The sequence below is a fragment of the Pseudomonas sp. GW823-FHT02C05 genome (assembly GCF_058797595.1).
Genome location: NZ_JBXAJU010000005.1, coordinates 301,998 through 316,147, shown reverse-complemented (window position 1 = coordinate 316,147; position 14,150 = coordinate 301,998). Strand labels below are relative to the sequence as shown.

The window sequence follows — 14,150 nt, the reverse complement described above, 5'->3', positions numbered from 1 at the left end:
AGCCCGTGCAGGGGGCTCAGACCGTCGCCGCGCGACGCTGGACGAAACGATCGACGTACTCATCCGCCGGTGAATGCAGGATCTCCCTGGGCGTGCCCACCTGGATCAGGCGGCCGTCCTTGAGGATCGCGATGCGGTTGCCGATGCGCACGGCCTCGTCCAGGTCATGGGTGATGAAGACGATGGTCTTGTGCAGCGTCTTCTGCAGCTCCAGCAACTGGTCCTGCATTTCTGCGCGGATCAGCGGGTCGAGGGCGCTGAAGGCCTCGTCCATGAGGATGATGTCGGTGTCCGCAGCCAGGGCCCGGGCCAGGCCGACCCGCTGGCGCATGCCGCCGGACAGCTGGTGCGGGTACTTGTTCTCGTAGCCCTTGAGGCCCACGGTGTTGATCCAGTGCAGGGCGCGTTCGGCGCACACCGACTTGTTCTCGCCGCGCACCTTGAGGCCGTAGGCGACATTGTCCTGGACGTTGCGATGGGGCAGCAGGCCGAAGCTCTGGAACACCATGCTGATCTTATGCCGGCGGAATTGGCGCAAGGCTTCCATGTCGTACTGCAGGATGTCCTCGCCGTCCACCAGGATCGCGCCGCTGGTGGGGTCGATCAGGCGGTTGAAGTGGCGCACCAGGGTCGACTTGCCGGAACCGGACAGGCCCATGATGACGAAGATCTCACCGGTGCCGATGCTCAGGGACAGGTCGTTGACCCCGACCACGCAGCCGGTCTCGGCCAGCACCTGGTCCTTGCCCTTGCCTTGGCCAATCATCGCCAGGGCGTCGGTGGAACGGCTGCCGAAAATCTTGAAGACGTTCTTCACTTCGATCTTGCTGATGGCAGCGCTGCTCATTTGCTCACCTCATGGCGTGGACGACCGTAGGCCTGGGTAATGCGGTCGATCACCACCGCCAGAATCACGATCGCCAGCCCGGCTTCCAGGCCACGACCGACGTTGAGGGTCTGGATCCCCACCAGCACATCCTCGCCCAGGCCACGGGCACCGATCATCGAGGCGATCACCACCATCGACAGGGCCATCATCGTGGTCTGGTTGATCCCGGCCATGATGCTCGGCAGGGCCAGGGGCAGTTGCACACCGAACAGTTGCTGCCAGCGGTTGGCGCCGAAGGCGTTGATCGCCTCCATCACCTCGCCGTCCACCTGGCGGATCCCCAGGTCGGTGAGGCGGATCAAGGGCGGCGCGGCGTAGATCACCGTAGCGAAGATCGCCGGCACCTTGCCCAGGCCGAACAGCATCAGCACCGGGATCAGGTACACGAAGCTGGGCATGGTCTGCATGATGTCCAAGAGCGGCATCAGCACTGAGCGCAGGCGGTTGCTGCGGGCCGAGAGGATCCCCAGGGGGATGCCGATCAGCACCGAGATCACTGTAGCCACCAGCATCAGTGCCAGGGTCTGCATCAGCTTGTCCCACAGGCCCACGGCGCCCACCAGGAACAGCAGGCCGACAATCACCGCCGTGGTCAGCAGCTTGCGGGTGGAGTGCCAGGCGATGCCGCCGACAATCGCCAGCATCAGCCACCAGGGGGCCATGCGCAGCAGGCCTTCGAGGTTGACGATGGCCCACAGCAGGGTGTCGGAAATGTGCCGGAACACGTCGCCATAGTTGGTCACCAGGGAGTCGACCCAGCCGTTGACCCAGTCGGCGATGGAAAAGGTGAAGCTTTCTGGAAACATAGGAAACTCTCGCTCAAAGGAGGTTGCTGTCCGGTTCCCGACGGCCCTTGGAGCCGTCGGAAAAGCCCGGGCTACAGGGCCGCGTCGATTTTCCCGGCGGCCTCTTCACTGACCCATGGGTGCCAGACTTCAGGATGTTCCTTGAGAAACACTTTCGCCAGTTTCGGCGACTCGATGCGCTCCTTGGTCATGCGCGCCAGGTTCTGGTTCAGCAGGTCGATCGGCAGGTTGACCTTCTCCAGCACGGCCACCAGCTCCGGAGCCTCGTCATGGAAGGTCTTCGACAGGCCGACCTTGACCGTCACGCTCTTGTCCACGCCAGGTTTCTCATCGAGCTTGACCAAGTCCACCTGGCCCATCAGCGGGGTCGGCGACCAGTAGTAGAAGAGGATCGGCTCGCCGCGCTTGTAGCTCGACAGTACCGCCGCATCCAGGGCCGGGCCGGTGCCCGGGCGGAAGTTGGTGTAGCTGCTTTCCAGGCCGTAGCTCTTGAGCATCTCGCTGTTGTCCAGCTCGCAGGTCCAGCCCGCCGGGCAGTTGTAGAAACGCCCCTTGCTCGGTTCTTCCGGGTCCTTGAACACGCTGGCGTACTTGCCCAGGTCGGCAATATTCTTCAGGTCCGGGGCCTTGGCTTCGAGCTTGCGCTTGGCGTCGCCTTCGATCACGTAGCGCGGGACGTACCAGCCTTCGACAGCACCCACCACCGGCGCGCCGACGCCCACCACCTTGCCGGCCTTCTCGGCCTTGTTCCACACCTCGCTGCGGCCCACCCACTCTTCGGCGAAGATCTGGATGTCATTGCTGCCCAGGGCGTTTTCCATGGTGATGGAGTTGCCCGGCAGGCTGTCGGTCTTGCAGCCGTAGCCCTTCTCCAGGACCAGTTGCAGCACGTCGGTCAGCAACATGCCGCTTTCCCAGTTCAGGCCGGCGAACTTCACCGCCTTGCCCGACTCGCACCAGCCCGCGGCCTGGGCGCCGGAAGCGGCCAGCAGGCCCATGGACAGCAACGTGGTCAGCAGGGTCTTATGCATTTTCATTGTGTGACGCTCCTAATCATGAGTTGGCTTACGGCAGTTAAGAGGCATCCAGCCCTGTCCACGTCCAATCAAGACTCATACCGCTGCAGCGCGGGTGGTCCCACTCGTTTTTTGTTCGGTGGGCGCGCCCTGCTCTACTGGCAGGATCAGGTGCTCGGGCACCGCGCCATGCCACTTCTTCGCACAGGCGTAGTACAACGCCGCGGGCACCACCAGGCCGATGATCCAGGAGATGTCGGTATCTCCGAGGCTCGCCACCAGGGGGCCGGTGTAGAAGTGGGTGGAAATGAACGGCATCTGAATCAGCACGCCGAACACATAGATACTGATGCCCATGACATTCCAGCGACCGTAGCGACCGTCCGGATTGGACAGCGCGGGGATGTCATAGCGCTCCTTGGTAATGCAGTAGAAATCCACCAGGTTGATCGCACTCCAGGGCGTGAAGAACGCCAGCAGGAACAGGATGAAGGCGGAGAAGTCCTTGAGGAACGAATCCTTGCCCAACAGTGCCAGGGTGGCGGCAAGCGAGACCATGATGAAGATGTAGAACAGGCGGACACCGCTGCCGATATGCCGGCTGCCGCGAAAGCCGCTGATGATGGTGGCGATCGACATGAAGCTGCCGTAGGCATTCAGCGTGGTCACCGTGACCTTGCCGAAGGCCACGGCGAAATACAGCAGGCCGGCGACGACACCGGTACCGCCGAGGCTGACGATGAACGACACCTCGTGGTGGGCGAACTGGGACCCGGCCAGGGCCGCCGCGAAGACCCCGAAGACCATCGCGGCCTGGGCCCCGATCACCGAACCCAGGCCTACGGCCCAGAAGGTTTTCGCCGCCGAGGTGCTGCGCGGCAGGTAGCGCGAGTAGTCCGCCACATAAGGGCCGAAGGCGATCTGCCAGGAGGCCGACAGCGATACCGCCAGCAGGAAGCTGGCCAGGGAAAAATGCTTGTTGCCGAGCAGGGCCGCGATGTCGTTGCCTGCCAGCAGCTTGTAGAACAGGTAGATGAAGGCCACCACGCCAAGCAAGCTGGCGATCCGCCCGATGCCGTGGATGACCCGGTAGCCGAAAATGGTGAAGACCATGATCGAGCCGGCGAACAGCAGGATGCCGGCCCAGTCTTCGACGTGCAGCAGTTGCGCCACCGCCTGCCCCGCCAGCAGCGAACCGCTGGCGGAAAAGCCGACGTACATCAGGCACACCAGCACCAGGGGAATCACCGCACCGTACACGCCGAACTGCACGCGGCTGGAGATCATCTGCGGCAGCCCCAGTTGCGGGCCCTGGGCGGCATGCAGGGCCATGACCCCGCCCCCCAGCAACTGACCGACCAGCAAGCCGATCAGCGACCAGAACACATCACCGCCCAGGACCACTGCCAGGGCGCCGGTGACAATGGCGGTGATCTGCAGGTTGGCGCCCAACCACAGGGTGAATTGACTCAAGAGACGACCGTGTCTTTCCGCTTCCGGGATGTAGTCGATCGAACGCCTTTCGATCAACGGTTTGTTGCTTGCACGATCATTCGCTAAAGCCATGGACGTCGAACCTCTAGTGGGCACTGCAGACGATTTCCCCTGTAGGAGCGAGCGGGCTCGCGAGGCGGTGTGCCTGATGCACCGCGGTGCATGCTTGGCCAGCAAGCTGGCTCCTACAGAGAGCGGTGGTTACTTGCCGGTGATCATCGGCAGATTCAGGCCCTGTTCCTTGGCGCAATCGATGGCGATCTGGTAGCCGGCATCGGCGTGACGCATCACCCCGGTGGCCGGGTCGTTGTGCAGCACCCGGGCAATACGCTCGGCCGCTTCATCGGTGCCGTCGCAGACGATCACCATCCCCGAATGCTGGGAGAAGCCCATGCCGACGCCGCCGCCGTGGTGCAGGGAAACCCAGGTCGCGCCACTGGCGGTGTTCAACAGGGCATTGAGCAGCGGCCAGTCGGATACGGCATCGGAACCGTCCTGCATCGATTCGGTTTCACGGTTCGGGCTGGCCACGGAACCGGAGTCCAGGTGGTCGCGACCGATGACGATCGGTGCCGACAGCTCGCCGCTGCGGACCATTTCGTTGAAGGCCAGGCCGAGCTTGGCACGCAGGCCCAGGCCAACCCAGCAGATCCGTGCCGGCAAGCCCTGGAAGCTGATGCGCTCGCGCGCCATGTCCAGCCAGTTGTGCAGGTGGGCGTCGTCGGGGATCAGTTCCTTGACCTTGGCGTCGGTCTTGTAGATGTCCTGCGGATCGCCGGACAGCGCCGCCCAGCGGAACGGGCCGATGCCACGGCAGAACAGCGGACGGATATAGGCCGGGACGAAGCCGGGGAAGTCGAAAGCGTTTTCCACGCCCTCTTCCTGGGCCATCTGGCGGATGTTGTTGCCGTAGTCGAAGGTCGGAACCCCCATTTTCTGGAAGTCCAGCATGGCTTGGACGTGCACGGCCATGGACTGCTTGGCCGCCTTGATCACCGCCGCCGGCTCGGTCTGGGCGCGGTCACGGTACTGCTCCCAGGTCCAGCCCTTGGGCAGGTAGCCGTTCAGCGGGTCGTGGGCGCTGGTCTGGTCGGTGACCATGTCCGGGCGCACGCAGCGGCGTACCAGTTCCGGCAGGATCTCGGCAGCGTTGCCGCACAGGGCAATGGAGATGGCACGGCCTTCGGCGGTGTATTTCTTGATCCGCGCCAGGGCGTCGTCCAGGTCGGTGGCCTGCTCGTCGACGTAGCGGGTCTTGAGGCGGAAGTCGATGCTGGTCTGCTGGCACTCGATGTTCAGCGAGCAGGCCCCGGCCAGGGTCGCGGCCAGTGGCTGGGCGCCGCCCATGCCGCCCAGACCGGCAGTCAGTACCCAACGGCCCTTGAGGTTGGAATCGTAATGCTGGCGGCCGGCTTCGACGAAGGTTTCATAGGTGCCCTGGACGATGCCCTGGCTGCCGATGTAGATCCAGCTGCCGGCGGTCATCTGGCCGTACATGGCCAGGCCCTTGGCATCCAGTTCGTTGAAGTGTTCCCAGCTGGCCCAGTGCGGCACCAGGTTGGAGTTGGCGATCAGTACCCGCGGGGCATTGCTGTGGGTCTTGAACACGCCCACCGGCTTGCCGGACTGCACCAGCAGGGTTTCGTCGTCATTCAGATGGGTCAGGGCCTCGACGATCTTGTCGTAGCACTCCCAGTTGCGCGCCGCGCGGCCGATGCCGCCGTACACCACCAGTTCCTTGGGGTTCTCGGCAACTTCCGGGTCGAGGTTGTTCATCAGCATGCGCAGCGGCGCTTCGGTCAGCCAGCTCTTGGCGGTCAGCTTGTTGCCGCGTGCAGCACGGATTTCGACGTTACGGTATTTAGTTGGCTTGCTGTCGGTCACGGAAAAACTCCTCGGCGATGAGTCCAAGGTGCGAAGAGGATTCCATCGACTCTTACGCACACATATTTACTTGTACATACAAGCATATGCAATCAAGCGGCCAACTCCCTTGAGATCATTCTCATAAACCTGACGAACACATCGCAGGCCTTGTAGAACGGGGCTTTCAACCAAAGATAAATTTTCAGCGAAGGTTTTTTGCCACGCGCGCGGCTGTTACCAGGATGGGCTTTTGCGCCGAGCTGGGGCGTTCGGTAACAAATGAGTGCGCGCAAGAAACAGCAGGCGCGCCGGCGCAGGCACGCAGGACCCCGCACGAAGCCGAGGGCAACCAAGCACGAATAAAGAAAGGAGGTTTGCAGCATCCGCAGGCCGTATCCCGACCTGCGGCAAGACGCGATGAATCAGCGGGCGGTGAGTTCGATCACGCAGCACAGCCCGTCCAGGGCGACTTCCAGCAGCCCGCGATTGCCTTCCAGGCGCAGGCAGTCATAACGCCCCAGTGCTTGCACCGGTGCGCTACCGGTATCCACCCAGGCTTGCTCGGCAGCACTGAACAACAACAAGGTGTGCGCCTGGGTGAAAAACCGCTGCTGGCCATCGAGCCACTGCAAACGGGCGACGTAGCGCTGTGGGCAATAGATCAGGTTGAAGTCGCGGATCGCCCCCTCCAGCAATGTGCAATCGACCTGGCTGGCGCCGCTGAAGGCAAAGGCGTCCAGAGGCAACAGCGGCCGCACATCCTCGCCATCGATGGTCAGTTGCATGCCCGCGCCCTGGAGCACGGTGATGACCCGCTGGTAACCGGCAAAACTGGAAAACCCGCCGGACTCGGCGATATCGGCAATCGACAGGCGCCAGCCGAAACCGTCCAGGCCGTCACCGGTATCCCGGGCAATCTCTTCGGTGCTGCCTCCACCGTTTTTCCAGGGCATGCGTGGGTAGTCGGCGGCACGCAGATGGGTGAGCTGGATCATTTGTGAAAGCGCCCTTCCAGACGATGACGGGAACCGGGGTGGATCAGCCGCGCGGCGGTCACCGGCTGGCGCCCGGACCAGGTGCGACGGCGAATCAGCAGGCAAGGCTCGCCCCGCTCGATCTGCAGCAGCCGGCATTCTTCGGCTTCGGCGAGAATCGCCTCCACCACATGCTCGCCCTCGGTCAGGGGCGCGACCTGGGACAGATAGGCGTAGGGAGTCTGCAGGGTGAAGTCCTGCTTGAGGTACTCCGGCGCCACCAGGGCGTTGACGAAACGGTCCTCGATCTGCACCGGGATGTCGTTCTCGAAATGCACGATCAGCGAGTGGAAGACCTTCTGCCCTTCACGCATGTCCAGGGCCAGGGCACGCTCGGAACCGGCGGCCTCCTCGCCCAGGGTGATCACCTGGCAAGTGTGGCGATGACCGCGGGACGCGATCTCGTCGGCAATGTTGTGCACTTCGAACAGGGCGGACTGGCTCTTGGGTTCGGCGACGAACGTGCCCACGCCCTGCATCCGCACCAGCATGCCTTCGGCCGTCATCTCGCGCAGCGCGCGGTTGATGGTCATGCGGCTGAAACCCAGCTGATTGACCAGCTCGCTTTCCGAGGGAACACGGTAGTGCGGCGGCCAGTTTCCGCTCTCGATCTGCTGGGTGATCATCTGTTTGACGCGGGCGTACAAGGGCGCCGGACTATCGCCCAAGTGGGCAGCCAGCGGCGATTTGGCAGGCGGAGTCGGCACAGGAAATCCTTGTTGATCGATAAAGGTGGCTAGCTTGCCGGAGTTTACCGGGCAGGCAAACGTCTGTATATGTATATACAAATAACAAACGATAGGGTGCTTGAACCATGTCCGCCTTTTTCGCCGAACGTGCACTGCTGCCTGATGGCTGGGCCAACCATGTACGCCTTGAAGTCAGCGCTAACGGCCAACTGACACAGATCCAGGCCAACGCCAGCGCAGACGGCGCGGAACGGCTCAAGGGCCCGCTGCTGCCGGGCATGCCCAACCTGCACTCCCATGCATTCCAGCGGGCCATGGCCGGGCTGGCGGAAGTGGCCGGCAACCCCAATGACAGCTTCTGGACCTGGCGCGACCTGATGTACCGCCTGGTGGGCAAGATCAATCCCGAGCAGTTGGAAGTCATCGCCCGGCAGCTGTATATCGAAATGCTCAAGGCCGGCTACACCTCGGTAGCTGAATTCCACTACGTGCATCACGACAGCGACGGCAAGCCCTACGCCGACCCCACCGAACTGTCCCGACGCATCAGCCAGGCCGCCGCCGGCAGCGGTATCGGCCTGACCCTGCTGCCAGTGCTCTACAGCCACGCAGGCTTTGGTGGCCAGGCACCGAATGACGGCCAGCGCCGCTTCATCAACAGCACGGAAAACTACCTCAAGCTGCAACAGCACTTGCAGCCGCTGCTGGCGCAGCAGGCCAACCAGCAACTGGGCCTGTGCTTTCACTCGTTGCGAGCGGTCACGCCACAGCAGATCAGCGAAGTGCTGGCTGCCAGTGATCGCCATTGCCCGGTGCATATCCACATCGCCGAGCAGCAGAAGGAAGTCGACGACTGCCTGAGCTGGAGCGGCCGGCGTCCATTGCAGTGGCTGTATGAAAACGTCGCGGTGGATCAGCGCTGGTGCCTGGTCCACGCCACCCACGCTAACCCCGAGGAAGTCAGCCTCATGGCCAGAAGCCGGGCCATCGCCGGCCTGTGCCTGACCACCGAGGCCAACCTGGGCGACGGTATTTTCCCGGCGGTGGACTTCCTGGCCCAGGGCGGGCGCCTGGGCATCGGCTCCGACAGCCATGTGTCCTTGAGCGTGGTGGAAGAGCTGCGCTGGCTGGAGTACGGCCAGCGCCTGCGGGACCAGCGCCGCAACCGCCTGTACCGCGCCGACCAACCGATGGTCGGCCGGACCCTGTACGACGCCGCGCTGGACGGCGGGGCCCAGGCCCTGGGACAAGGCATTGGCGCCCTGGCCGTGGGTACCCGCGCCGACTGGCTGGTGCTGGATGGCAACGACCCCTACCTGGCCACCGCCGACGGCGACGGGATTCTCAACCGCTGGCTGTTCGCCGGCGGCGACCGTCAGGTGCGCGATGTGATGGTGGGTGGGCAGTGGGTCGTGCGCGACGGGCGTCACGCCGCCGAAGAAGACAGCAGCCGGGCCTTCACCCAGGTCCTGCGTGACCTGCTCAACTAACCCCGACCTGTAGGAGCCGGCTGGCCGGCGAAAGCATTCTCGCGAGCGCCTTCGCCGACCAGCCGGCTCCTGCGGATGAGCTTATTTCGAGGTCTTGGCCATGGCCGAGTCCGACACCCGCCAGATCAGCCGCGTGGTGTCATACCCCTGCTGGCGAGCCTTGCTCAGCAGTTCCTCGCGCACCGTTTCGTTGACCTCCTTGGTCCGCGACAGCAGCCACAGGTAACGGCGGTTCGGGTTGCCGACAATCGCGGTCTTGTAGTCATCGCTGACGTACAACACCCAGTAGTCGCCCTTGGTAGCGCCCGGTAGCAGCCGCGAGAACCAGTTATCGAACTCCACCCACAGCTTGTCGGTCTTGCCCGGCACTTGAGGCGTGGCCGTACCACGGGCCTCTTCCCATTTCCATTCCGGGGTCAGGCAGCGATTGAGCACCGCCACGTTGCCCTCCGGCAGCAGGGTATAGCGAGCCTCGGATTGCGCACAGTTGCGCTGGAAGTACATGGGCAACCGCGCCAGCTCGTACCAGGTGCCCTGATAACGCTTGAGATCGACGTGGTTGACGGTCTTGGGCGCCAGCGAATCGTCCCGGGACGTGGCGCAGCCGGCCAAGAGCAGGCCGACCAGAAGAGTGACAGCAAAACGCATCATTATTTTTCTCCCGTGGGCCCGAAGCCCCGGTTTTTTTTACTTCAGGCCTTGCCCGGAAAACATCAGAACCTTGTCACCGGCGTACTGCACGCTGATAAAGCTGTTCTTGTCACCCCAGGTGCAGCTGGACATGCCCAGCGCGCCCGAACAGTCAGTCGGCTTGCCCAGGAGTTGTTCGACCTCGGCCTTGGGCATACCCGCCGACAGCTTGGAATAGTTTTCCTGATTGACCTTGCTGCACGCGGCCAGCAGCACGCAGAACGACAACAGAGCGAGAGAACGCAGGGACATGGTGAACTCCTGAACAAAAGGGGGAAGGCCTGTCAGCCAACCAGAAGCTTAGAAGAGAAAACCCCCTTCTGGTTCCCCGGGGAGACGGGTATTTCTTGCCTGGCAAACCGGGCAATTGCCTCGTAAATCAAGGACCTTTTTGCCGCACCTGACAGTTCGTCGGCTTTGTGCATCTGCCCCTCATTTTCAGTGATGGCCAGTCGACATAAGATGCAGCGCAAAGCCCTCCACTGTGGCAAATTGACGCCCCTCGTTGACCAGCCCCTCGCGGTAGTTCATTTAATGACCAGAAATATGAAGTTCAGCCACAAGATCCTGCTCGCCGCCGCCCTTGTGGTTGCCGTTGCGTTCGCCTGTTTTATTCTGTTCAACGACTATCGACAGCGAGAAGCCTTGCGCAGCAGCACCGAAGCCTCGATGCAGGAACTGGGCAGCCTGACCACCAGCAACATCCAGACCTGGCTGGAGAGCCGCATCCAGCTCCTGCAATCCCTGGCCCAGCAGATCGCCGTGGACGGCAGCGGCGCCGATAGCCTGAAACGCAGCGTCGGCCTGCCCGCCTACACCGGCAACTTCCAGCTCAGCTACTTCGGGGGCCAGGACGGCGTGATGTTCTCGGTACCGGCCGGCAACCGCGCCGCCGATTACGACCCCCGCGCCCGCGGCTGGTACAAGGCAGCCACCGGCGCCCAGCGGACCATCGTCACCGAACCCTACATCGCCGCCTCGTCGGGCAAGCTGGTGATCACCGTCGCCACCCCGGTACAGCACCAGAACCAGATGATCGGCGTGGCCGGTGCCGACATCGACCTGTCGAGCGTCAGCGCCATCATCAACTCACTGAACTTCGGCGGCCACGGCCATGCCTTCATCGTCAGTGCCGAGGGCAAGATCCTCATCCACCCTGACAGCAAGCTGGTGCTCAAGAACCTGAGCGAGGCCTACCCCAACGCAGCGCCGAACGTCAGCCCGGGCCTGAAAGAAGTACAGCAGGGCGGCAAGACCCAGTTCATTTCCTTCACCCACGTCAATGGCGTGCCCTCGGCCGATTGGTACGTGGCCCTGGTCCTGGACCAGGACACCGCCTTCGCCATGCTCAGCGAGTTCCGCACCTCGGCCATCATCGCCATGGCCATTGCCGTGGTGATCATCATCAGCCTGCTGGGCATGCTTATCCGCATGCTGATGCAGCCCCTGCACCTGATGGGCCGGGCCATGCACGATATCGCCGAAGGTGAAGGCGACCTGACCAAACGCCTGGTGATCCACGGCCACGACGAATTCGGCACCCTGGGAGTGTCGTTCAACCGTTTCGTCGAACGCATCCACAGCTCGATCCGCGAAGTGTCCTCGGCCACCGGCCAGGTCAACGAAGTGGCCCTGCGGGTCGTGGCTGCCTCCAATTCGTCGATGTTCAACTCCGACCAGCAGGCCTCGCGCACCAGCAGCGTGGCCGCAGCCATCAACCAGCTGGGCGCCGCCGCCCAGGAAATCGCCCAGAACGCAGCCCTGGCCTCGCAGCACTCCAGCGACGCCCGCAGCCTGGCGGAAGACGGCCAGCAGGTAGTGGACAAGACCATCGCCGCGATGCACCAGCTGTCGGCCAAGATCAGCAGCTCCTGCGACAACATCGAAACCCTCAACAGCAGCACGGTGAACATCGGGCAGATTCTGGAAGTGATCACCAGCATCTCCCAGCAGACCAACCTGCTGGCCCTCAACGCCGCCATCGAAGCCGCCCGCGCCGGTGAAGCCGGGCGCGGCTTCGCAGTGGTAGCGGACGAGGTGCGCAACCTCGCCCACCGCACCCAGGATTCGGCGCAGCAAGTGCAGAAGATGATCGAGGAACTGCAGGTAGGCGCCCGTGAAGCGGTGGGCACCATGACCGAAAGCCAGCGCGAGAGCGAGAACAGCGTGGGCATTGCCAACCAGGCCGGCGAGCGCCTGGGCAGCGTGACCCAGCGCATCGGCGAGATCGACGGCATGAACCAGTCGGTGGCCACCGCCACCGAGGAGCAGACCGCCGTGGTGGAGTCGATCAACGTCGACATCACCGAGATCAACACCCTCAACCAGGAAGGCGTGGAAAACCTCCAGGCCACCTTGCGCGCCTGCGCCGACCTGGAGCAGCAGGCCAAGCGCCTGCAGCATCTGGTGGGCAGTTTCCGTATTTAAAGGAACAGCCTCGCCGGCTTGCCGGCGAAAGTGCCCTTAAAAACGCGAACCGGGCTCGCGCAGGAAAGCCAGTTCCTCGGCCGTGGATTCGCGGCCCAGGATGGCATTGCGATGGGGGAAGCGCCCAAAGCGGGCAATGACTTTCTGGTGCCGTTCGGCGTAGTCCAGGTTGTCGGCAAACACTGCACGCTCGTCCGCTGGCTGTTCACCATGCAGGGCGGTAAAGCGTGAAACGCTCTCGTTCTGCACCGCCAGGTTTTCGCAGTGCTCGAACACCAGGTAGATGAAGCAGCGCTGCATGGCCGGCAGGCGCCGGTCAAAATCCGCGGCGATACCCTGGGCCACCAGTGCCTGGGCACGCAGGTCGCCGGCAAATGCCTTGGGAGTGTCGCGATAGATCATCCGTGGCAGTTGGTCGAGCAACAGCACCATGGCCAGCCAACCTTGGGGGCTTTGCGCCCATTCGGTCAAACCGCCAGCCAGGGCCTGCTCCACCAGGCCGGCGAAACGCTGACGCGCTTCGAGGTCCTGGCTGTCGCGCTTGCCGAACCACAACCGGCCCTTGGCAGCGACAATCTCCGCCGGCTTTTCGGCTGAACCGAACCACCAATCAAGCAGAGGCTGCCAGGGCGCGCTCATGATTTATTCCTTGTGGTAGCCGGTCACGCGGGCCACTTCTTCCTTCGAGCCGAGGAACACCGCCACACGCTGGTGCAGGCCTTCAGGCTGAATGTCGAGAATGCGCTTGTGACCATCGGTGGACGCGCCGCCGGCCTGTTCCACCAGGAACGACATCGGGTTGGCTTCGTACATCAGGCGCAGCTTGCCCGGTTTTTCCGGCTCGCGGCTGTCACGTGGGTACATGAACAGGCCGCCACGGGTCAGGATACGGTGCACGTCAGCCACCATCGCCGCGACCCAGCGCATGTTGTAGTTCTTTTTCAGCGGGCCGGTGTCGCCCGCCAGCAGTTCTTCCACGTAGCGCTTGACCGGGGCTTCCCAGTGACGCTCGTTGGACATGTTGATGGCGAATTCCTGGGTGGATTCCGGAATCTTGATGTCTTCGTGGGTCAGGACGAAGCTGCCCATTTCGCGGTCCAGGGTGAAGCCTTTGACGCCGTCGCCCAGGGTCAGCACCAGCATGGTCTGCGGGCCGTAGATGGCGTAACCGGCGGCGACCTGCTGGGTGCCCGGCTGCAGGAAGGCCTTTTCATTCAGGGCTTCGTTCTGGCTCAGGTACTCGTTCGGGCAGCGCAGTACCGAGAAAATGGTGCCGACCGGTGCGTTGATATCGATGTTCGAGGAGCCGTCCAGCGGGTCGAATACCAGCAGGTAGGCGCCTTTGGGGTACTTGCCCGGGATCTGGTAGGCATTGTCCATTTCCTCGGACGCCATGCCGGCCAGGTGGCCGCCCCATTCGTTGGCTTCGAGCAGGATCTCGTTGGAGATCACGTCGAGCTTCTTCTGCACTTCGCCCTGCACGTTTTCCGTGCCCATGCTGCCCAGGACACCGCCCAGGGCGCCCTTGGAAACGGCGTGGCTGATCTCCTTGCAAGCACGCGCCACCACTTCGATCAGGAAGCGCAGATCGGCAGGAGTGTTGTTGCTGCGGGTCTGCTCAATCAAATAGCGACTCAGGGTAACGCGGGACATGGAAGGCTCCGGAGGAATGGGGGGCTAAAAACCCGCGCAGTTTAACGCGAGTCGAGGCGCATTTCCTCCTCTCAGACAGGGAACCGCCAGTTAGAG

Annotated in this window: 13 protein-coding genes and 1 pseudogene; 3 read left to right on the top strand and 11 right to left on the bottom strand. The window is 63.1% G+C overall.

Annotated elements, in window-relative coordinates; genetic code table 11:
- Window positions 1-16: 16 nt before the first annotated feature.
- From AC1RGE_RS26635 to hutC, 7 genes are all read right to left on the bottom strand, one after another.
- Window positions 17-847 carry a quaternary amine ABC transporter ATP-binding protein gene (locus AC1RGE_RS26635; RefSeq protein ID WP_492585311.1) on the bottom strand — a complete coding sequence of 277 codons (831 nt, stop codon included), beginning with the start codon at window positions 845-847 and terminating at the stop codon, window positions 17-19.
- A complete protein-coding gene (locus AC1RGE_RS26630) occupies window positions 844-1,695 on the bottom strand; it encodes an ABC transporter permease (protein WP_102862765.1) in 852 nt (283 codons plus the stop codon). The genes AC1RGE_RS26635 and AC1RGE_RS26630 overlap by 4 nt, the downstream gene beginning before the upstream one ends.
- A gap of 71 nt (window positions 1,696-1,766) precedes the next feature.
- Window positions 1,767-2,732 (bottom strand): ABC transporter substrate-binding protein, encoded by a 966-nt coding sequence (locus tag AC1RGE_RS26625; RefSeq protein ID WP_492585309.1) that lies wholly within the window; start codon window positions 2,730-2,732, stop codon window positions 1,767-1,769.
- A gap of 75 nt (window positions 2,733-2,807) precedes the next feature.
- Complete coding sequence (locus AC1RGE_RS26620) at window positions 2,808-4,277, bottom strand: purine-cytosine permease family protein (protein WP_401262797.1); 1,470 nt, start codon at window positions 4,275-4,277, stop codon at window positions 2,808-2,810.
- Between the two features lie 129 nt (window positions 4,278-4,406).
- Entirely contained in the window at window positions 4,407-6,089 is a 1,683-nt protein-coding gene (gene hutU, locus AC1RGE_RS26615; protein ID WP_492585307.1) for a urocanate hydratase, read from the bottom strand.
- 404 nt (window positions 6,090-6,493) lie between these two features.
- Window positions 6,494-7,066, bottom strand: a complete 573-nt coding sequence (locus AC1RGE_RS26610) for a HutD/Ves family protein (protein ID WP_011058775.1) — start codon at window positions 7,064-7,066, stop codon at window positions 6,494-6,496.
- On the bottom strand, window positions 7,063-7,812 hold the full coding sequence (gene hutC / locus AC1RGE_RS26605) for a histidine utilization transcriptional repressor HutC (RefSeq protein ID WP_011058774.1): 750 nt from the start codon (window positions 7,810-7,812) through the stop codon (window positions 7,063-7,065). Before hutC ends, AC1RGE_RS26610 begins: the two co-directional genes overlap by 4 nt.
- 107 nt (window positions 7,813-7,919) lie before the next feature.
- Here hutC and AC1RGE_RS26600 point away from each other — a divergent pair, with 107 nt between their 5' ends.
- A complete protein-coding gene (locus AC1RGE_RS26600) occupies window positions 7,920-9,284 on the top strand; it encodes a formimidoylglutamate deiminase (protein WP_125063319.1) in 1,365 nt (454 codons plus the stop codon).
- Between the two features lie 81 nt (window positions 9,285-9,365).
- Here the strand turns inward: AC1RGE_RS26600 and AC1RGE_RS26595 are convergent, their stop codons facing one another.
- Together AC1RGE_RS26595 and AC1RGE_RS26590 are read right to left on the bottom strand one after the other, a co-directional pair.
- Window positions 9,366-9,935: a lipocalin family protein gene (locus tag AC1RGE_RS26595; RefSeq protein WP_011058772.1), complete on the bottom strand. Its 570-nt coding sequence runs from the start codon at window positions 9,933-9,935 to the stop codon at window positions 9,366-9,368.
- A gap of 36 nt (window positions 9,936-9,971) precedes the next feature.
- Entirely contained in the window at window positions 9,972-10,226 is a 255-nt protein-coding gene (locus tag AC1RGE_RS26590; protein ID WP_011058771.1) for a hypothetical protein, read from the bottom strand.
- Between the two features lie 192 nt (window positions 10,227-10,418).
- Here AC1RGE_RS26590 and AC1RGE_RS26585 point away from each other — a divergent pair.
- Window positions 10,419-11,543 (top strand): annotated as a pseudogene (locus AC1RGE_RS26585) (HAMP domain-containing protein); the annotation flags it as partial.
- 93 nt (window positions 11,544-11,636) lie between these two features.
- Complete coding sequence (locus AC1RGE_RS26580) at window positions 11,637-12,401, top strand: methyl-accepting chemotaxis protein (RefSeq protein WP_370059460.1); 765 nt, start codon at window positions 11,637-11,639, stop codon at window positions 12,399-12,401.
- Between the two features lie 36 nt (window positions 12,402-12,437).
- On the opposite strand, the gene AC1RGE_RS26575 is transcribed toward AC1RGE_RS26580, so the two are convergent.
- Together AC1RGE_RS26575 and AC1RGE_RS26570 are read right to left on the bottom strand one after the other, a co-directional pair.
- Entirely contained in the window at window positions 12,438-13,040 is a 603-nt protein-coding gene (locus AC1RGE_RS26575; protein WP_492585305.1) for a DUF924 family protein, read from the bottom strand.
- A gap of 3 nt (window positions 13,041-13,043) precedes the next feature.
- Complete coding sequence (locus AC1RGE_RS26570; protein ID WP_011058768.1) at window positions 13,044-14,054, bottom strand: class 1 fructose-bisphosphatase; 1,011 nt, start codon at window positions 14,052-14,054, stop codon at window positions 13,044-13,046.
- Window positions 14,055-14,150 lie beyond the last annotated feature (96 nt).